Origin of the sequence: Microcoleus sp. Pol14D4 (assembly GCF_036701245.1) — a bacterium.
Taxonomy (GTDB): domain Bacteria; phylum Cyanobacteriota; class Cyanobacteriia; order Cyanobacteriales; family Microcoleaceae; genus Microcoleus.
The window spans coordinates 12,794-32,665 of sequence record NZ_JAUBQM010000016.1; the positions used below are offsets into that span (position 1 = coordinate 12,794).

The following is a 19,872-nucleotide window of genomic DNA, read 5'->3' on the forward strand; positions in this document are numbered from 1 at the left end:
GGGTTTTGGTATGATGACACTCTTGTGGTGCGGGCATCCAGTCCGCCCTTGGCTAACTTTACACTCCTATGTTAATCGAACGTCTCCAGCCGATCGCCTGGACAAAAAAACCGCGACTCATATCCTTATTTTCTGGTTGCGGCGGCATGGATTTGCCATTCCACCAAGCCGGATTTGAGGTAGTTTGGGCGATCGACTCCAATAAATACGCCTGCAAAACATTCAGCAGAAACATCGCCGATGTCATCATCAACGACAGCATAGAAAATATAGACATTGCACAAGTACCCGAAGCCGAAATATGTATAGGAGGATTCCCCTGTCAAGATTTCTCCCTAATTTGGAAACGTCCCGGACTTGAAGGGACCAGAGGCAATTTATATACATACTTTCTCGATTTTGTCAATAAAAAAAAGCCCAAAGCTTTTGTAGCAGAAAACGTCAAAGGCTTATTAAGTGCCAACAATTATCAAGCAATAAAACAAATAATTTCTGACTTTGAAAGCATAGCACCAGGTTACTTAGTTAAACCTAAACTTTACAACTTTGCAGATTACGGAGTTCCGCAATTTCGGCAAAGAGTGTTATTAGTTGGCATTCGGATGGATACAGGATTTAACTTTGTGCATCCTCAGCCAGAATACGGGCCAAATCGCAAAAATCCCTATCGAACAGCGGGCGAAGCACTCAAAAATGTGGAAGCAGTTCTTGACAATAACCAACATCATAAAATTCAAGCCCGAACCATTGAAATTTTAAATCGAATTAAACCGGGAGGCAATTTCTCTGATATTCCCAAGGATAGTCCATACTATGTAAAAGGTATGATCAGTCACGTTTATCGCAGAATTCATCCAGATAAACCATCATCAACAATTATTGCGGGTGGAGGTGGCGGGACTTGGGGTTATCATTATTTAGAACCGCGTTCTTTGACAAATCGTGAAAGGGCAAGATTGCAAACATTTCCCGATGATTTTGTTTTTGAAGGTTCTACGACTGAAGTGCGGCGGCAGATTGGCAATGCAGTGCCACCGCAGGGAATCGCGGCTGTTGTTGAGGCTTTGATTCCGTTATTTAAGAGGAATTATCCCCAAGTGGATTTATATGAAATGAGTAAAAAGTTGCAGGGTATGTCAATTCAACAACGATTAAAATGGGCTGAATCCGAGGGGTACGAGCAGAGTTTGCCGTTAATTTAAAAGTGTGGTATAATCAAAATACCTGAGTCAGACGAAGCTTAAATCTTATGTCTAAGCCAGGTTATATATTTTTATTTATCGGTGTCTGCAAAATGAATCATTACTCACGTGAACAAAAACTTCACTACAGGAAACCCCTCTAGAAACACACCTCATTACGAGTATCCCGAAGGCATACCTGAGTGCGATGCGGACATCGTACAGGAACTGCGGACTAAGGCTCAAGATGTTCGCTCGCTCCATATTAGAAAACCCAGTTCTGGTAATGCTGCGGCTGCCAAACTCGAACTAGAAACTGGCCGAGTTTATAGCAAAGAAGCTACCAGCAAGAAAAAGCCTCTCAATATTCCAGGCAGAGACAATGGGCCAAAGTTGTTTTTTCAGGAAAGGATTGACAGAGCAGCACTCCATAATAATTACAACAAAGAACACGCCGAGTACAAGCTCTTCAATGCACTTGCAGAAGAGTTGGAAGGAGATAGTGTACCTTCTGAGGTGACAGGAAGGCTTTACCTTTACACGGAGATGGAGATGTGTTCTGGCTGCAACACTACCTGCGATGAAGACTTTGCTAGGTTGTTCCCGAACATTGAAGTGATTATCTTCTACAAGGAACCATATCCGTAGAAATAGAAGATAAAAAGCCAGTAGAGTCAAGGAAGGCTTTACTGGCTTCTCTGGGTAAGGTAGAATGGAGGTGATATGAATCTTAAAATTAGCTTGATCTTGGTTGACTATCAAGGGAAATACATAAGGAGGGAAAGCCAATGATAAAGTTTGATCTAGGTCACTACACCGATTTTCAATTGCCCAGCAACTCAACTATTCCCGAGCAATTACAGCAAACACTTCAGACGGTTTGGGACAGAAAATATGACGATTTATACGAAACAGGTGGAAAGTGCAATGTAGAAGAAGCTTTTGTAGAAGTAATGACAGCCTTTGGAATGCCTAATGATCCACTATCCCATCAGCGATACGTCTATATGGCTTATGGAATAGCATTAGCAGCTAAACCGACGATTAAACATTACTTTCCTGAAGAACACAAAGCTGATATCGTTGAAGCAATTGTATCTTGTTGGCTGAAGGATAGTTGTGAAATCCCAGAAACTTGGGCTGATACGTTGTTTCCTAATATCAACAAAATCGGAAAATATCAAGCTAGTAACGAAGCTTATAATATCTTCTACGGCTTGCTGCAAACACTCAACAGCAAAACAGCCTATAATGCCATCTTGGATATTTTGTATGATGCCATTACCGGAGATGCCATTTCTGGTTTTACTGAAGCCCGACGAGATATGTTTAATTGGTGGCTGATCGAAGTAATTCCTGCTGCTTATTGTTTAAAGCTGCCATCTACTTTATATTCGGGAAAATGGGAATTTCCGCCGTTGAGTAAGCTTGCGTAATCGATATAAGCAAATCGATCGAATAACTAATCAGGCACCATCAAACCCTTCAGAATTCTCCCCTTTTCCTCCTCCTTCAACCCCTTCGACTGCACCAAAACCCCAAAACCCCCCAAACCCATCGGATCGATCAACTGATGCAAAGCCTCCCGGCGCCGCAAAAACCTTGCCAAATCCAATACTTCCGCATCATTTGTAGACAGAGAAGCAATACGATCGCCCAAACCCAACGCCATCAAAAACAAAGCCTGCTGAGTAAACCCTACCACATCCAAACCGCACAATTCACCCTGCCTTTCCAACGCCGTAAAATCAACGTGAGCCGTTAAATCCTGCCGCCCCACATTAATATAAGGATTATTGTGATATCGGTGCAGATAATAACACTGTAGCGTCCCCTCCCTGCGCCTCGGATTGTAATAGCGGTGCGCCGGATAACCGTAATCAATAGTTAACAAATATCCCCGCAGCAACTTTTGAGCAACTGTACTCATCCAGTCCAAAGCCGCCAAATTCACCTCACTGCGATAACCATCCCCGTAAACACTCGCCGACAAATCGATGCTTACCAAATCCAAAAATTCGGCAATTTTAGGCGTGGAAACTTCGCCAGTTACTTCAATAAATTTTATCTCTTTTTGTTCATCTTTGGGGGTTTCTGCGGCAACGTAAATCTCCCTAACTTGCCCTGATTCCATAATGAATTGATGCACTGGCAAAGCATCCACTAACTCGTTAGAAAAGAAACAACCGACAATTGAATTATTAATTATCTCATCCCAATTGCACCACTTAACGCACTTGATATCACCTAACCTTTGGCGTTGTTCCGCTTGAAGTATTGGCGAAATTTCAACAATTATGTATGTTAAAGTTTTAAATAAGTCGGGATGTTGCCGTTGCAGATATTGCAGCACATTTTCGGCGAAAGTTCCCCGCCCAGCGCCCATTTCTACGATCGCGAAATTGAAAGGGCGATCGAGCAATTCCCACATTTCCACAAACTGCTTTGCCAAAACCTCCGCAAAATCAGCACCCCAATGAGACGACGTGATAAAATCGCCTTGTTTGCCGATCGACGGGCGATCGCTATTGTAATAACCGTGCTGCGGATGATATAATGCCAAATTCATATACTCAGCAAAAGTAATTCGCTGCTGCGGACTGGCGGCAATTATTTCGCGGATTAAAGCGCAGAGATCCGAGTTGCTGTCATTGATATCTGATTGCTGAACTTTCATAATTTATCGAATCAAAGTTGATGTTATTTCATTGGTGAAGGAGAGATTTTTTTTATTAACCGCAGAGGGCGCAGAGGGCACAGAGGAAGAGAGTAGAGAGAAATAAGGTAGATTTTAGCGACGTTAATAGCAATATTAATCGATATCCGCGTTGATCTGCGGTTCAAAAAAATTAACCCGGTTCCATAAAAAAACCGGGTTAATTTCTTAGATCAAAACCGACAAAACCTACCTGTCAACTGAGCCCATAATAATGTCGATACTCCCCAAAATTGCCACCAAATCGGCAATTTTTACGCCGCGCACAATGTGAGGCAAAATCTGCAAATTATTAAAATCCCCAGTCCGAATCTTCCAGCGCCAAGGAAACACATTATCATCCCCGATAATATAAATCCCCAACTCACCCTTGCCGCTTTCAACGCGGACATAATGTTCGCCCTTGGGAATCTTAAAAGTCGGCGCTACTTTTTTGCCAATAAACTGATAGTCAAAACCATTCCATTCAGATTTGGGTCCGCTTTCGAGTCGCTTCGCTTCCAAATTCTCGTAAGACCCACCGGGGAGTCCTTTCAAGGCTTGATAAAGAATTTTAACCGACTCGCGCATCTCCCGAACCCGCACCAAATACCGGGCCAAACAATCGCCAGCAGCTTCGGTACAAACTTCCCAGTCGAAGTCGTCGTAACATTCGTAATGGTCAACTTTCCGCAAATCCCACTTAACGCCGGAAGCGCGCAACATGGGACCGGACAGTCCCCAGTTAATCGCTTCTTCGCGAGAAATAGTACCCAGGCCTTCAATCCGGCGGCGGAAGATTGGGTTGTTGGTAATTAAACGTTCGTACTCGTCAATTTTGGGAACGAAATAATCGCAGAAATCTTCGCATTTATCTACCCAACCGTAGGGCAAATCTGCGGCGACTCCGCCAATGCGGAAATAGTTATTATTCACCATGCGATAACCTGTAGCGGCTTCCCACAAGTCGAGAATTGGTTCGCGATCGCGCATAGTATAGAAAAAAGGAGTTTGCGCCCCCACGTCCGCCAAAAACGGCCCCAACCACAACAAATGGTTAGCAATCCGGTTCAACTCCAGCATGATTACCCGAATGTAACTCGCCCGTTTGGGGACAGCAATATTCGCCAACTTTTCCGGCGCATTTACTGTCACCGCTTCGTTAAACATCCCCTCGGCATAGTCCCAGCGGCTGACGTAGGGCACGTACATCACGTTGGTGCGATTTTCGGCGATTTTTTCCATCCCCCGGTGCAGATAGCCCAAAACTGGCTCGCAGTCCACCACATCTTCCCCGTCCAGGGTGACAATTAACCGGAGTACCCCGTGCATGGATGGGTGGTGCGGCCCCATGTTGAGCACCATCGGTTCGGTTCTAGTCTCAATTCTTGACATAATTAAATGAATTAATGATTACTAGCTATTGTTGATTTTTGTTTGGCTTTTATGATTATGAAGGATATCGAGCTCTCTGAGAAGGAGACCCTTGGATCGGATGTCAGTATTGACACCTATCACGTTCCAGTTTTGGGTCAAGAATTAATTGCGGGTTTGGCTGTGCGTCCAGGCGGCCGCTATTTGGACGCGACGCTTGGGGGCGGCGGACACACGAGTTTGATTTTAGCGGCGGCGCCAGATGTTACAGTGGTGGCGATCGACCGCGATGAACAAGCCATCCGTTTTTGCCAAGCCAGATTTGCCAACTCGCCCGTTGAGTTTTGGCACGGCAATTTTGCTGAATATCAGTCCCCAGAGGCCGAATTTGATGGTATCATAGCAGACTTGGGCGTCAGCTCTGCTCAGTTCGATACACCGGAACGAGGATTTAGTTTTCGCCACCCAGCTCAACTAGATATGCGTATGAACCAGCAGCAATCTTTGACGGCAGAAGAGATTATCAACCACTGGGAAGAAGTTAAACTAGCAGATATTATTTACAAGTACGGCGAGGAACGACTGTCGCGGCGCATCGCGAGGCGGATTGTGCAAGGGCGTCCTTTTCAAACAACAACAGAACTTGCAGGGGCGATCGCCTCCAGCTTCCCCCCCAAGCAGCGCAACGGCAGAATCCATCCTGCCACCCGTACTTTCCAAGCTTTAAGGATAGCTGTCAACTCCGAACTCGCTTCTTTAGAAACTTTCCTCAACCAAGCGCCAAGGTGGTTAAAACCAGGTGGGAGAATCGGAATCATTACATTTCACAGTCTGGAAGACCGACCAGTCAAGCACCAACTCAGAGGAACACCCAGTTTGCAGGTACTGACAAAAAAGCCGATCGGGCCACAATCCGAAGAAGTCGCTAGAAATCCCCGCTCTCGTTCTGCTAAGCTCAGACTGGCAGAAAGAATAACTTGATTCAGCAGTAGTAATATGATTGCTGCAAAAAGTTCAGAGATTAGGGAGAATTGCATGCAGCAATCAAGTGCGATTGGGCACAGGTGTAGGTAGGGAATAGCGCCAACAACCCACCACTAACCCTCCGGGTACAGTGGGGCTTGAAATACAGCCAGTGTTGACCAGACTTAGGTAGCAATACCTTCCTTAGTAGTAAGTGTTAAAATTCACACCGAGGACAGTGCCCAGCTAGTTAAGAACTCTGCAATCAGAGCATTAATTAGCCGTTTTGAATGCTGGTGTGTTTATAAAAGTACCGACTGCTAACAAGGTCATTGCTCGTATCACAGCGTGAAAGCTCACTCGGAAATTTTCCCTATTGAAGCGGCCTACCGAGGCGGGTTACAGTATCGAAAGCCTCTCATCTGTTGTGCGAACAGATGGTGCGAAAGGAATGCTCACCTTAAGGTAAAACGGGTTTCTTTAACTCAACTTGACGTAACTGATATGTTGCATATATCCAGCCCCCCTTTTCCTCCCGCCACCTTGCTGAATACAGCTATGGTGGGGGTTTTCAAGGGGGAAGAAAGATGAGTAGGGGAGATGGAAGCAAGCTGAAACTGATGGTAGTCGATGACGAACCCGATAACTTGGATTTATTGTACCGGACGTTTCGACGCGACTTTCAGGTTTACAAAGCAGATAGCGCCCTCAGCGCCTTGGAAGTTCTAGACGAACAGGGCGAGATGGCGGTGATTATATCTGACCAGCGGATGCCAGAAATGAATGGCACCGAGTTTTTGGGGAAAACAGTCGAGCGATTTCCCGATACGATTCGGATTCTGCTAACGGGATACACCGATGTTGAAGATTTGGTTGAGGCCATCAACTCAGGTCAAGTTTTCAAATACATCACCAAACCGTGGAATCCTGAAGAACTCAAATTGGTGATCAATCAAGCCTCAGAAACTTACAAATACTACAAGCAGCGCAGCGTTGCATTGCGCCGCGCTTTACGCAAGGAATCTCTGTTCAATGAGGTAATGAGCGTGATTCGCGGGTCGCTAGATTACTCTAGTATGGTACAAACTATTGTTCAAACCGTAGGTCAAACTTTTGAGGCCAACTATTGTATGCTGCGGCCGGTAGAGAGCGATCGACTATTGCCGAGTACCTTCCCCTACCAAGCCCAAACCGACGATGCCAGTAGTTTTTCTTTTGATGAAAATTTGTTGGTTCAAGCAGTAGCCAGCCGCCAAACTCAAGTGAACCCAAACAGCGGGGGGGACGGTAAATCGGTTGAGATTGCCGTGCCCCTGACTTACCAGCAAGAATTACTGGCGGTACTGGCTTTGTGCCAGATTGGCGGCACTAACCCTTGGTCGGCAGAAGATATAGAGTTAATAGAAGGTGTAGCAGCTCAAGCGGCTCTCGCCCTGTCTCAAGCTAAGCTCTACCAGCGCACTCTGGATTTAGCCAAGCAGATGCAAAACGAGTTGGAAGTGGCTCGCCAAATCCAAACAAACTTGTTGCGCCAAAGTTGGCCGGATTTTGAAACTGTTAGGGTGCAAGCTTGCTGTTATCCAGCGCGGGAAGTTGGCGGCGACTTTTTTGAAGTCTACGTCCACTCCCAAGGGGATATTTGGATAGCGGTGGGAGATGTTTCGGGTAAGGGAGTTCCGGCTGCTCTATTTATGGCCAGCGCGATTTCGGTGATGCGGCGGGAACTTTCCCAAGAAGTTTCTCCAGAGCCAGATCAAGTTATGCAGAACATGAATAGCAGTATGTCTGACGACCTGATCGGCAACAACCATTTTATTACAATGGTTGTAGCTCGTTACACTCCGTCAACCGGACACCTCGCCTTTGCTAATGCCGGTCACATTTACCCGATTGTTTGGTCTCACTCAGAGGTGAAAGCTCAAGCCGCTAGCGGTAAAACGCCAGCCGAGCCTAATTTCCTGAAAGCTCGCGGCATTCCCTTGGGGATACTACCAGTTTGGAGAGGCAAAGCAGGTGCGATCGAATTAAAGTCGGGAGATGTATTTCTGCTGACGAGTGACGGGATTACTGAAGCTAGCGTCACCACTGAAGGGGTCTCCGGGGGTGTACCAACCCGTTCTATGCTACAACAAGAAGGGCTTTGGCAACTGTTGATTCAGGAGCCTGGTTCCTTCAACTTGGACAATTTGTTGGCTCACATCCGAGCCGACAATCCCGTTCAGGAAGACGACCAAACCATACTCTCTTTGGAGGTTCTTTGAATCTGTCAGCGACTCCCGACCCATAGTCGGGGGTGAGAGCCGAAAAAACTTAAGCGCTGCTGGTTGACGGCTCACAGAGTAGTCCTGCAAAGGACGGCATTATCGTCAACAGTAAAAAACCTAGCCGGCGATGGCGCAGCTAGTTTCGTGAATCGCTTTTCTGGGGGATTCAACACCTGTAAAAGGTTAAGGTAGAAGGCATTGGTCAGAAAAAACCCAAGCTTAAAAGCCAGAGATTGAAACAAAGATTTTTTATACCTCGCTGCTTGCAGTCTCGGTATAATTATCAATTGTTAATGGGCTTTAGACCCATAACTAAAGTTTTCAACTACACTCTTAACTTCTGCCTTCTACCGAATGACCAATGCCTGATTTTTAAACAGAAAAGGCTAGTGTCCCCCGAGTAGCGACAAGTATTGAGGCCGAATCCATTCGGCGCGTCGTGTTTCATACCTGGTGTGAAGACACAGGGTTTTCAAACTTACGGGATTTTTTTATGAATACTGAGCTTCATGTGCCAAGCGACTTGCGGTTTTTAACAATTGTTGAAAATTGGTTGCTGAGCAGTTTGGAAGTAGAGCTAGGAGAGCACGTCGATTGGCCGCGTCAGTCGAATCGTTTGCGCTTGGTGTTAGCAGAAGCCTATTCTAACGTGATCCGCCATGCTCACAAAGATCAACCCAATTTACCAGTTTTAATTCGCTTGAATTTAAAAAATAGGGATATTGGTTTAGAAATTTGGGATTACGGTAAAGGTTACGAAATGGATACTTACAATCCTCCGAGGCCGGAAGCTAAACAGGAAAGCGGCTACGGCTGGCTGATTATGAGTAGACTTATGGATCGGGTGGACTACACTTTGCAAATAGACGGTCGCAACTGTCTAAAGTTGGAAGCGAGTTTGCCGGAAAAATCTTAATTAGTCATTAGTCATTAGTCATTAATGATTGGCAATGCACTTTTTAACTCGCTTTGGCTGTCTGTCGCACGCTGCGGTGACAGCCAGTTTTTCGTGGAGTAGCGTCCCTCTCTAAGAAACTGTAAGATTGTAGGGGTACAGTCCAGATCGCACAAATAGCCAAGAAACCGATTTTTTATACCGTGAGGGACACTTTACCAAAGATTTGGATAAAAACCCGGTGTCTGCCTCATTCTTGCCAGAAAAAGCCGATTAACCTGTCGATCGCACGACTTTAACTATTACGTGCGATCGACAGGTCAAACCCCAATAGGCAATTTAAATCTGAAACAGCTTATTAAACATCAAATTTTTTATGTGACCGCAGGTTTAGCAATTCTTGGGGAGAAGCTAACAGTTTGACCGTCACAGAAAGGATTTTTTGGTCAGAATTGAGCAAGAACAGCCACCCGACATTAACGCCAAATGCGGAAGTTTGCACCCGACCGCTGACCTGAACTTCTACTTTGCCATCTTCTAAAATTTGGCTGACACCTTTCTGGGGTTCTAGCTGCATTCCTCGTGCTTCTTTTTTTAGATAAGCGGCGATCGCAATCCTGCCGATAATTGGATCTTCAAACGGCGCGTGCAGAACCCCATCATCGGCAAATAAATTAGCCGTCGCTTCAAAATCCCCCGCGTTTAAAGTTTCAAAATATTGCAGTATCCCTGGCATTGTGATGCCTGCAATCTTTATAGAGTTAGTTAAAATAGGTCGAGTTGTGGCGGTCATAAAACAAGTGATTTCAAATGAATGAGTATACTGTAATCATTCTCTTTGCCGCAGCAAATCCCTCAAAAGATATAAGTAGGGGTAGGAAAATAATTCTCCGAAAAAAGGAGGAATCGGGAACCGCAGAGCGTCGAGCGCAGCTTTCAGAGCGATCGACCAAAATCAATCCTACTTTCAAAAAATACAAGTGTAGCCAAGCTGTAAACCCTGATACGATCAGTCATTTTCCATCCTTCAATTCTTGAATCTAAAATTTAAAATCTCAAATCTAAAATGATATAAACCCAGACACCTAATGGCATCTGGGTTTCTGGGCAAGCCTGTTTAAAAGAGCAAACAAGAATATTCTATTTGCGGATCAAATTGAGCAATTCTTTAGGAGAGGCCAACAAGTCGATCGCCACAAAGAAAATTTGACCTTGGGGATCGAGCAAAAACCGCCATGCAATGTTCATTCCCACATTCGATCCGAACCAGGGAGTTTCGACTTTACCGGTGACTTTCACTTGTCGGTAGCCATCTTCGGCGGGTTCCGATACGCCTCGCTCGGGCATCATTTTCAGTCCGACGCACTCTTCCCGCATATAGTTGAGGATAGCTTCGCGACCAACGATCGGCTTTTGGAAAGGCGGTTGCAGGGCACCTTCTTCAGCAAATAAACCGACGGCTGGGGTGAAGTCGAAAGCGTTCATGTAGTCGATGTAGCTGAGCACAGTCTGCTCGCTAATACCCTCAATTGTGGTTTTTACCCGCTCTTCTGGAGCGGTGGGAGTGCTGCGGGGGGCAGAGCGTTTGCCGTACTCTTGGTTAAAAGCAGGGTCATAGCCCATGTTAACTACGGTATTCCGAAGTACGGTAATTTGCTGGCCTGGATCGAGTTTCTTGATGGTTTCGAGAACTGCGGTGGCTTCGGGAGACATTTGATAGCCAGCGGGGATCGGAGCGACAAGGCCCTGTTTCATCAACTGTCCCAACTCGTACCAGAAACCGAGTTTGGTGTTGACGCGCAAGGAAGTGTAAATCCGACCTATCGTTGTGTCGGCGTTGCTGGCTAGGTCAAACATGGTTTTGCTTTGAGCAGCAGGCGACATTTGCTTGATTTCGCTCAGAATGCCTTCGACAAGCGCCATGCTGGCTACTCCCGGTGCTGCTGCGGTAATGGAAACGCCCATTTCGGTGTAGGCATACCAGAGGAGTGCGAGTTGGTCTTCAACGCTGAGTTTGTAGAACGCTTCCGTGGTAGCCGGCACAACGCTCGCAATCTCGGTGTTCGAGAAAATAGATTGAGCTGATTGAATACTAACTGCCATGTGTATGCTTTGGGATTTGTGGTTTTAGTGAGGTACTTGAGTTAGGGAATCTCAAGCTCTCTTGATTAAAATTATGTAACTTTTTGTTAAAAATTGCAAATATAAATTAAATATAGCTGAGTTACAAAACTATAATCAATGGTTTGGTAAATTGCGATCGCCGTCACTAGACTGTGCGCCGAATTAGTTTATTGGGGAAGCCGATCGTTAAAAATTGCTTGGCATATCATATAAAATCAAAATAGTCAATACAAAAGGTAAATATTTGCCTGGTATCAAATGAAAGCGCCAATTAGCAGCATTTTGGTGAAGCAAAAAGCCCTTGAGTTGGGATTTCACAAAGTCGGGATCGCCTCAAAAGACACGGATTTCGATCTAGAAAAACAAAGATTGCAAGCTTGGCTGGACAAGGGTTATCAGGCGGATATGGCATGGATGGCAAACCCGAAACGGCAGGATATTCGATTAATAATGCCAGAGGTGCAGTCATTAATATGTGTCGCCATCAACTACTACACACCTCACCAACGCCCCTCAAATCCCTCTTGTGAGGGGGGGGGCGAGGCAGGGGTCGAATATGCTAGAATCTCTCGCTACGGTTGGGGGCGGGATTACCACAGAATTTTGCACAAAAAACTGAAGGTTTTGGCAAATTGGGTGCGATCGCAAGGGGAGGGAATTGAAGCGCGGTATTATGCTGATACCGGGCCGATTCAGGATAAAATGTGGGCGCAACGTGCCGGGATTGGCTGGATTGCCAAAAATGGTAATGTAATTTCGCGCGAATACGGTTCTTGGGTGTTTTTGGGAGAAATCTTGACTAATTTGGAGTTAGCGCCCGATGCACCCCATACGGAACATTGCGGTACTTGCACTCGCTGCATTGAGGCGTGTCCGACGGGGGCAATTACTGAGCCTTTTGTGGTGAATGCCGATCGATGTATAGCCTATCACACGATCGAGAATCGAGCCGAAAAATTGCCCGACGAAATTGCATCTAATTTACAAGGTTGGGTAGCAGGCTGCGACATTTGTCAGGATGTTTGTCCTTGGAATCAGCGATTTGCGAAACCAACTGATGTGGCAGAGTTTGAGCCTTATCCTGAAAACATAGCACCGACACTTGCAGAATTAGCCGACATTTCCGACGAAGAATGGAACCGCAGATTTACTGCTTCGGCGCTGCGGCGCATAAAACCAGAAATGCTGCGGCGAAATGCGAAAGCAAATCAAATTAACCCTTAAAAGTTGAGATGTTCGTCAGGGTGCTTAGGGGGCACCTTACCCTATAGATAATACTCCTAGGGTATTTACGGAGCGCCAATAGTCAATATATTATGAAGTAAGTCATTCCCCATCTAAAATCTAAAATCTAAAATCTAAAATCTAAAATTTAAAATCTAAAACGGAGCGCCAATAGTCAATACATTATACAGTAAGTCATTCCCAGCTAAACTCTAAAATCTAAACTCTAAACTCTAAACTCTAAACTCTAAACTCTAAACTCTAAACTCTAAAATTGTATGCTCCCCCGTTCCTTATTTGCTATTGTCCCATGACCAAAGTAATTATTTTTGATTTTGACGGTACTTTAGCAGATACAATCGATATTCTTCTGAGCATCACCAACCGTTTGTCAGTAGAATTAGGCTTTAAGTCTGCGACCAAAGAGCAAATCGCTCAACTGAGCAATTTAACTTCTTGGCAACTCCTTCAGTATTCTGGCATTTCTATCTTCAAATTCCCGCTGTTGATTAGAATGTTGAAAGCAGAGTTACGCAGCGAAATTCCCAACATTCAATTATTTCCGGGAATTAAAGAAGTTTTACTGGAGTTAAAAAAACTAGGATTTCAACTGGGCATTATCACATCTAATTCCCGAGAAAACGTCTTGGCATCGCTGGAAAAAAATGGTTTGCAAGACACTTTCACCTTTATTTACTCGGGTTCAACTTTTGGCAAACATAAAGTTATTAATAGCTGGCTAAAAAGAGAACATATAAATCCTAAACAAGTCGTTTATGTGGGAGATGAGATTAGAGATATAGAAGCTGCTCGAAAAACAGGAATTAAGGTAATGGCTGTAGCTTGGGGTTTTAATTCTCAGGAGGCTTTGGCTGCACACAATCCCGATTTTTTGATTAAACGCCCCCAGGAATTGATAGAGATTATGAGTAATTTGCGGGAAGTGTAAACTGAAATTGCAAAAAGTAAGACTCCTCGGTGGAAATCTATGCTAGACAAACTCTCGTTCCTGCAGAGAGGAACTAAAGAATAAAAGGGGTATGAAAGCCTGATTTGCGATCGGTCATATTCCCTACTATCCTGTCTGCGGATAAATTATGTTAATCTCCTTCGCCCCGTTTCAGTGCTGCTAAAACTGCTTGCTGGCTAACTGCTTGGTAGATTTTGCTAAAATGCTGCTTGAGTGCGTCAGATGCGGGCGAGGATTTGCTAGCGCTGCCTTTTCCGTCGGTGGCGATGGGAATTGGGCCTAAGATATCTAATACGGTTTCGCTGCTGGGCGGCGGTACAATAACTACTAAAGATGATTCTAGCTGCTGGTTGTATTCCCAAAAGCGATCGACCTTCGGCAATTTAGAATTCGCAGCGGGGGAATTTTCGCCGGAGTTGAGTTGGGAATTTTCCTCTCCTTGCGTACCTCGTCTCTGACGGAGTGCTGTCAAAATTTGCTCTTTTGTTCGGCCTCGCAATTGAAAAAGTACGAAAGGGTCTTCACTGAAGCGATCGCCCAATAAGTAGTATACTGCACTGATGTGTTTGCAAGGGTTTTTGGGGTCAGGACAGCTACAGCGCGATCGAATATCAGATAAGCTTAACGGAAATAGCGTTTTGCCTGCTGCTGCAAATACATCTTCAATATTGTGCGGCATTTCTCCTGCTAAGAGTTTAGCTGAAAAAACTGCTCTTTGCGACATATTTTCAATCACATAATCCCAATCTTCATCAGTCAATGTATCGAGTCCTAAAGAAACTTGATAGGGTTTTGGATCGGTTCCTTGAACTATGGCAATTACTTCTTGATTGGGAAATTTAATGCTGAGAACTTTACCTTCGCGCGCGTACTGCCAGCCACGTTCTAAGCGCTTTTTGAAGCGGTAGGTATTGATTAAATCTAACCACTGTTGGGTCCACCATTCTCTGTCAATCATAAGCGGAAGGAAGAAGGAAGAAGGAAGTTCGGCAACGGATTCTGTAACGGATGTAACGGATGTCAGGAAGAAGGAAGAAGGAAAAAAGCTTTAGTTATCTAGCAGAGTCAGAAACCGAGTCTTTTAGTAAAAAACTGGATTATAACTTTTAATCCTGGTAGAAAACCCGGTTTCTTTGGTCAGAGTGTGTAATTACTCTGATTTTTGACAACTAAAGTCCTCACTAGAAACCGAATAAAATTAAGCACATTATTCTTCTTCCGTTTCTATGATAGCATTGCGATCGAGGATTAGTAAATTACGAAGTTGGTCTGTATCTAGCTCGGTGAGCCAGTTTTCGCCGGCGCTGACAACTTGTTCGGCTAGAGCTTTTTTGCTTTCAATCATATCGTGTATTTTCTCCTCTAACGTGCCCGTGCAGACAAATTTGTGGACTTGCACGTTGCGGGTTTGGCCGATGCGAAATACGCGGTCAGTGGCCTGATTTTCTACTGCGGGATTCCACCATCTGTCATAGTGGAAAACATGGGTTGCTCTGGTTAAGTTCAAACCTGTGCCGCCTGCTTTTAAAGATAAAATCATAATCGGCGGGCCTTGAGGATCGTGCTGGAAGCGATCGATCATTTCTTCCCGCTGCTGTTGCCGAACTCCGCCGTACAAGAACAAAACTTCTCGTCCTAAATGCTCTTCTAGATGAGGTTTCAGGAGTTTTCCCCATTCGGCAAATTGAGTAAAAATTAAAGCCCGATCGCCCTCAGCGAGCACCTCTTCTAACATTTCCACCAACCGCTGCAATTTCCCCGATTCCTGACTCTTAATCTCCAATTCTTTCGGCTTAGCTTCTGCTTTCACAAGAGCCGGATGGTTGCAAAGTTGCTTGAGTTTTACCAGCAAAGCCAGAATCATTCCCCGGCGCTGAATGCCTTCGGCTGATTCTAATTCCGCTATTGACTCTTCGACTATTTTCTGATATAATTCCGCCTGTTGAGTTGCCAGCCCGCAAAATACAGTCATCTCCTGTTTTTCGGGCAAATCTTGGATGATTTCTTTGTCAGTTTTCAGGCGGCGGAGGATGAAAGGTCGAACGAGCGATCGCAAAGTCTGCAATGATTCCCTATCGCCGTATTTCTCAATCGGAATTGCAAATCGGCGCTGAAAGAAATTGCGCGGCCCCAAATATCCGGGATTGAGAAACTCCAAAATAGACCACAATTCTTGCAGTCTATTTTCCACCGGAGTTCCCGTCAGCGCAATTCTAAAAGATGCCTCGATTTGCCGCACCGCTTGCGACTGCTTCGCCTCGGAGTTTTTAATATTTTGCGCTTCATCTAAAACCAATCCTTGCCATTTAAGGGCTTGAAATTCCTTCGCATCGCGAAATACCAGCGCGTAACTGGTAATGATTAAATCCTTTCCCTTAATTGTCGTCGCAAATGCTTTGCCTTTAGCGCGTTTGTCTCCGTGGTGAACTAACACTTTCAGCGTCGGGCCAAATTTCTTGACTTCCCGCTCCCAATTGCCCAATACTGATGTCGGACAAACCAGTAATGTTGGCGCTTCTAGAGAATTTTGTTCTTGTAAATGCAGGAGAAAAGTAATTAGCTGAATAGTATTGTGGCACAAGATATTATTGGCAACAAAATTGTGATGCTTGCTGACCTCAAAATCATAAACCCACCCGCTGTACTCAAAATCCTCAATTTCCTCTATTCGGCAATAAAATACTTCGCGATCGAGTATAAGTTGCAAATTTTCTCTGACAGTATCTAGCTGCGCTACATTGAGATTTGCATAAGCCTCTAGGGTCTGATTCGTCCATTTAGAAGGCTTTAGCTGGCGGTACTCCTGTTCTGCGGAACCACCAAGCACATTTTCCATACCTGCTACCACCTTTCCTAGGCTGATGCGGGAAAACTGCTGGGAACCGTTAATATAAACAGGATTGTGCATTCCGAAATGCCGTAGCGGCAGTTTGGTCATCTCCACTGCATCGGCAACAAGATCCGAAACCGGAATTCCTTCGACATTTGTATTGGCACTAACTTCGCAAATCTGCTCTAATTTACGCTGTTTTTCGGAATCACCGAAGCCAATTTCCTGCAAAAATATGCGCGCTGAGTTACCGCCGAAAGTGCCGATATAATAGGTGCGAAAAATACCGCTGCCATTGGTGGCGCGTTTCTGCTTAGTGGCGATTCGCAGCCAAATTCCAAAGCGCCGCAGCAGTGTAGAAAGTTGTTGGATGATTAAAGGCGAAGCGGTGCTAATTTCGATAGTCCGCATTTTAGGAATGACAGAACCTTCAGCATCAAAGTAGTTTTTGAGGAAAATCCGTATGCTGTCAAGATTGGCTTGCATGATAAATTGTGGGAAGCTTTTCTCGGCTGACAGCTTTCCCCACTCGTAGCCTTTAGCCTCAAGAAAGCTTTGGTACGATCGACTACACACAGCTAAATATGCTGCTCTTTCCTTACCGGGAGTACGAACAGCAGGATTATTTATTTCTATCCCATACTTTTTGCTTAATTGGTGAAGTGTGAAACGCAATTCTTCAAGAACTGCCACATCTTTCTGCGTTATTGTGAGCATTGCTTGATCGCGCTGCTCATATCCCTCAGCTATCTGCCAAGCCAGAAACTTGACCAAATCGGGATCTTCCGGTTTTCCTTCCCAATACAATTTAGCAGGAACGCAAACATAATCTCCAACCTTGAGGTCATTTGTCCAGCCATCGCGTCCTAACAATTTGTGGCGGCGGGTAATTGTGATGCTGCTACCGTCTTGTAGTTTGATTGTTCGCAACTTTTCTTGCACTTGCTGGCGGTAAAGCCGTCGAATAGCCGCCTGTACAATTTTGCCTGTTTCCTGATTTATGGAATTTACCAGTAATTGCTCGTTAGGTTCAGACCAAAAGCCCTCACCGTCGAATTCTGTTTTTCCGGCATAAGTTTCCCAGATTTTTTCAGCTTTTTGTAAAAATCCATTGACAAAAAGCAAAGAATGTGGTACAATGCACTTTCCTAATCCCATATCGTCCGCGAGACAAGCACCCAAACCCCAGCGTTCTAAGAATGCTAACCAGCCTGCTCCTAGGGCTTGATAAGGCCGCAATTGTCCTCGGAAACTAGCCGGAGTTGCGATCGCACTTACCGCTTGATTATCGCTCAAAGTATTCAACAATTCCTGAAGCTGACCCGTAGCCTCAAAATTCACCACAGGCAATTTTTCGATCATCTGAGAATCGCCAGACGCCAAACGCAAAGCATCCTCCAAAGAAAGAGTCATTTGCTCTTTGCGGCTGGCAAAAAAAGTTTGAGCCGCTTTCACATCCGGCGCGCGCAACTCCACCCACTCGCCGTTAATTTCCACCAAAGGCGAATTCAACGCGGTCAATCTATCAAATTCTGCCTTAGAAATGCGCTGTCCGCCGATCGTCAATTCCCACTTAAAATTTAGCAGACTTTGCAATCCCAACCCACCTTTCGCGGGAGTAACTTTCGGAGTTTCCGCTTGAATGCTCAAACCCAAACGACTCGCCCAACCATCCGTCTTTGTCAAACTCGGCGGCAAAACTACCCCCAACCCGCTATCAGCAAACCGCCAAGCTACAGACTTAATAAACTCGTAAGCTTGCAGCGGATTTAATTGGCAAGATTGAGGCCGCTGTGCTTGCAAACTCGGTTCAATTAACGGATAAAGTTTCGAGGCTAAACCCAAGCCGCTGAGCAAAGTTTCTTGAGGCAATTCTATTGTCCGCCCCGCATAAGCCAAACGCTCAACAGAGTTGTTCCAAACAGTTGTCGCGTCTACCAAAAATTCGGCGTCATCTGCTGCTTGCAAGCAATAATTTAAATTCCAGTTTGCTTTACCAGGAGACGGCGGTATGAGTTGAAAGCAAGTGCGAAATTGACTTTGTTGAGATAATTGGTTTTGCAGCGGTGCAGTCCAAGCACTCAGCTTGGTTGCCAAGTTTTCCAATGCTGTTGTTTCTACTTGAACTATCCCAGATTCCTGCTGCAAAGCTTGCAGCCAGTCGCGCACCGGAGAAACTGCTTTGATGTCTAAAGTAGAGCTACCAGCCGTTAGCGCAGCCCTCGAAGAGGATCGCACTTGACTATCTACAATACTACTCAAAAAGCCTAACACCAATTCCTCCGCCCCCATCGGCAAATCCACCGCTAAAGGCAATTGACTGGATTCTTCTTCCTTTTCCCCTCTTCCTTCTTCCTTCTTCCTGACATCCGTTACATCCGTTACAGAATCCGTTGCCGAACTTCCTTCTTCCTTCTTCCTTCTATCCGTTACATCCGTTACATCCGTTACAGAATCCGTTGCCGAACTTCCTTCTTCCTTCTTCCTGACATCCGTTACATCCGTTACAGAATCCGTTGCCGAACTTCCCTCTTCCTTCGATTGATATGTTCGGCAAGCCGTCGGCATTTGTTTGACAAAAGTGGCGAGGCGGAGTATGTCTGTAGAACTGTCTAACAGAGGTTGCCATTTAGCAATAGCAGAACCGTCGGACTGTTTCTCCAATCCCGGCAAAAATTTGCATCTTGCCAACAAATCCAAACTCCACCTAGCAATATGAGACCAAAAACGCAAATCTGAGCCGACAAAAGAGTCTGGTTCCGTGCTGTTAAGCGGTAGTGATTGCAAGAAAACAAAAGCTGCTTGAGGGCTGAGACAAAAACCCTCGACTTGCCAGGGATAAAGGTAAATTTCCTCGGTTTTAGCGGGTTCATCAAGTGCTGCTGCTGAGTGCTGCGGCATCAGATTTGTGTTCGATTCTGAGATTTGGGTGGGAAGTGCGATCGCCCGAATTTCCCTTTGAATTGAGGAGTTGGGTGCGGAAATTTCTACGGCGCTTTGAGTTTTGGGCGATCGCCTAGTTTTTTTGCTCTTTTCCGGTGGAGTTTCTGCGGTTTCCGGTAATTGCCAGTTGAGCTTTCCAGACTGCTGCAAGAAATTTAGGAAAGTCTTAAATTCCGATTCTGTCATTGCTAAGGGATGCGGTAGATTGCTCCCCGATTCTATGATGTCAATTCCCCCAATTTTTCGCCAAGTTTCTCCCCAAATAAATAACCTACTTTTTTCATTGTCTAGGAGCCAACTGCCGTGTAAAATTGCCATTTTTAAAATCCTGATATTTTTATTTAAGTGGGATGTTGACTACTACATTTATATGGAATTTATGAAAACTTTATTTAAAACAAACCGAGGA

Annotated in this window: 14 protein-coding genes; 8 read left to right on the plus strand and 6 right to left on the minus strand. The window is 45.2% G+C overall.

Features of this window, described 5'->3' with window-relative positions; all coding sequences use genetic code 11:
• Positions 1-68: 68 nt before the first annotated feature.
• From QUA33_RS08840 to QUA33_RS08850, 3 genes are all read left to right on the plus strand, one after another.
• Positions 69-1,202 (plus strand): DNA cytosine methyltransferase, encoded by a 1,134-nt coding sequence (locus tag QUA33_RS08840; RefSeq protein ID WP_333148150.1) that lies wholly within the window; start codon positions 69-71, stop codon positions 1,200-1,202.
• Between the two features lie 108 nt (positions 1,203-1,310).
• Positions 1,311-1,829 carry a deaminase domain-containing protein gene (locus QUA33_RS08845; RefSeq protein WP_333148152.1) on the plus strand — a complete coding sequence of 173 codons (519 nt, stop codon included), beginning with the start codon at positions 1,311-1,313 and terminating at the stop codon, positions 1,827-1,829.
• Positions 1,830-1,969: 140 nt separating this feature from the next.
• Positions 1,970-2,617 carry a hypothetical protein gene (locus QUA33_RS08850; protein ID WP_333148154.1) on the plus strand — a complete coding sequence of 216 codons (648 nt, stop codon included), beginning with the start codon at positions 1,970-1,972 and terminating at the stop codon, positions 2,615-2,617.
• 26 nt (positions 2,618-2,643) lie between these two features.
• On the opposite strand, the gene QUA33_RS08855 is transcribed toward QUA33_RS08850, so the two are convergent.
• Together QUA33_RS08855 and QUA33_RS08860 are read right to left on the minus strand one after the other, a co-directional pair.
• Complete coding sequence (locus QUA33_RS08855; protein ID WP_333148155.1) at positions 2,644-3,858, minus strand: class I SAM-dependent methyltransferase; 1,215 nt, start codon at positions 3,856-3,858, stop codon at positions 2,644-2,646.
• Positions 3,859-4,086: 228 nt separating this feature from the next.
• Positions 4,087-5,271 carry an NAD(P)H-quinone oxidoreductase subunit H gene (locus tag QUA33_RS08860; RefSeq protein WP_333097385.1) on the minus strand — a complete coding sequence of 395 codons (1,185 nt, stop codon included), beginning with the start codon at positions 5,269-5,271 and terminating at the stop codon, positions 4,087-4,089.
• Positions 5,272-5,328: 57 nt separating this feature from the next.
• Here QUA33_RS08860 and rsmH point away from each other — a divergent pair, with 57 nt between their 5' ends.
• The 3 genes from rsmH (at position 5,329) to QUA33_RS08875 (ending at position 9,393) form a co-directional block, all read left to right on the plus strand.
• Positions 5,329-6,231, plus strand: coding sequence for a 16S rRNA (cytosine(1402)-N(4))-methyltransferase RsmH (rsmH, locus tag QUA33_RS08865; protein WP_333148157.1), 903 nt, complete (start codon positions 5,329-5,331; stop codon positions 6,229-6,231).
• A gap of 569 nt (positions 6,232-6,800) precedes the next feature.
• Complete coding sequence (locus QUA33_RS08870) at positions 6,801-8,474, plus strand: SpoIIE family protein phosphatase (protein ID WP_333066376.1); 1,674 nt, start codon at positions 6,801-6,803, stop codon at positions 8,472-8,474.
• A gap of 496 nt (positions 8,475-8,970) precedes the next feature.
• Positions 8,971-9,393, plus strand: a complete 423-nt coding sequence (locus QUA33_RS08875) for an ATP-binding protein (RefSeq protein ID WP_006633914.1) — start codon at positions 8,971-8,973, stop codon at positions 9,391-9,393.
• A gap of 337 nt (positions 9,394-9,730) precedes the next feature.
• On the opposite strand, the gene QUA33_RS08880 is transcribed toward QUA33_RS08875, so the two are convergent.
• Together QUA33_RS08880 and QUA33_RS08885 are read right to left on the minus strand one after the other, a co-directional pair.
• Positions 9,731-10,165, minus strand: a complete 435-nt coding sequence (locus QUA33_RS08880; RefSeq protein ID WP_333148159.1) for a nuclear transport factor 2 family protein — start codon at positions 10,163-10,165, stop codon at positions 9,731-9,733.
• Positions 10,166-10,512: 347 nt separating this feature from the next.
• Positions 10,513-11,475 carry an orange carotenoid protein N-terminal domain-containing protein gene (locus QUA33_RS08885; RefSeq protein ID WP_333097388.1) on the minus strand — a complete coding sequence of 321 codons (963 nt, stop codon included), beginning with the start codon at positions 11,473-11,475 and terminating at the stop codon, positions 10,513-10,515.
• 279 nt (positions 11,476-11,754) lie between these two features.
• On the opposite strand from QUA33_RS08885, the gene queG reads away from it, so the two are divergent.
• Positions 11,755-12,720 (plus strand): tRNA epoxyqueuosine(34) reductase QueG, encoded by a 966-nt coding sequence (queG, locus tag QUA33_RS08890; RefSeq protein ID WP_333148161.1) that lies wholly within the window; start codon positions 11,755-11,757, stop codon positions 12,718-12,720.
• Between the two features lie 310 nt (positions 12,721-13,030).
• A complete protein-coding gene (locus QUA33_RS08895; RefSeq protein WP_333148163.1) occupies positions 13,031-13,669 on the plus strand; it encodes an HAD-IA family hydrolase in 639 nt (212 codons plus the stop codon).
• Between the two features lie 151 nt (positions 13,670-13,820).
• Here QUA33_RS08895 and QUA33_RS08900 read toward each other — a convergent pair whose 3' ends face one another.
• Both QUA33_RS08900 and QUA33_RS08905 read right to left on the minus strand, forming a co-directional pair.
• Entirely contained in the window at positions 13,821-14,648 is an 828-nt protein-coding gene (locus QUA33_RS08900) for an SWIM zinc finger family protein (protein WP_333148164.1), read from the minus strand.
• A gap of 249 nt (positions 14,649-14,897) precedes the next feature.
• Complete coding sequence (locus QUA33_RS08905) at positions 14,898-19,781, minus strand: SNF2-related protein (protein ID WP_333148166.1); 4,884 nt, start codon at positions 19,779-19,781, stop codon at positions 14,898-14,900.
• Positions 19,782-19,872 lie beyond the last annotated feature (91 nt).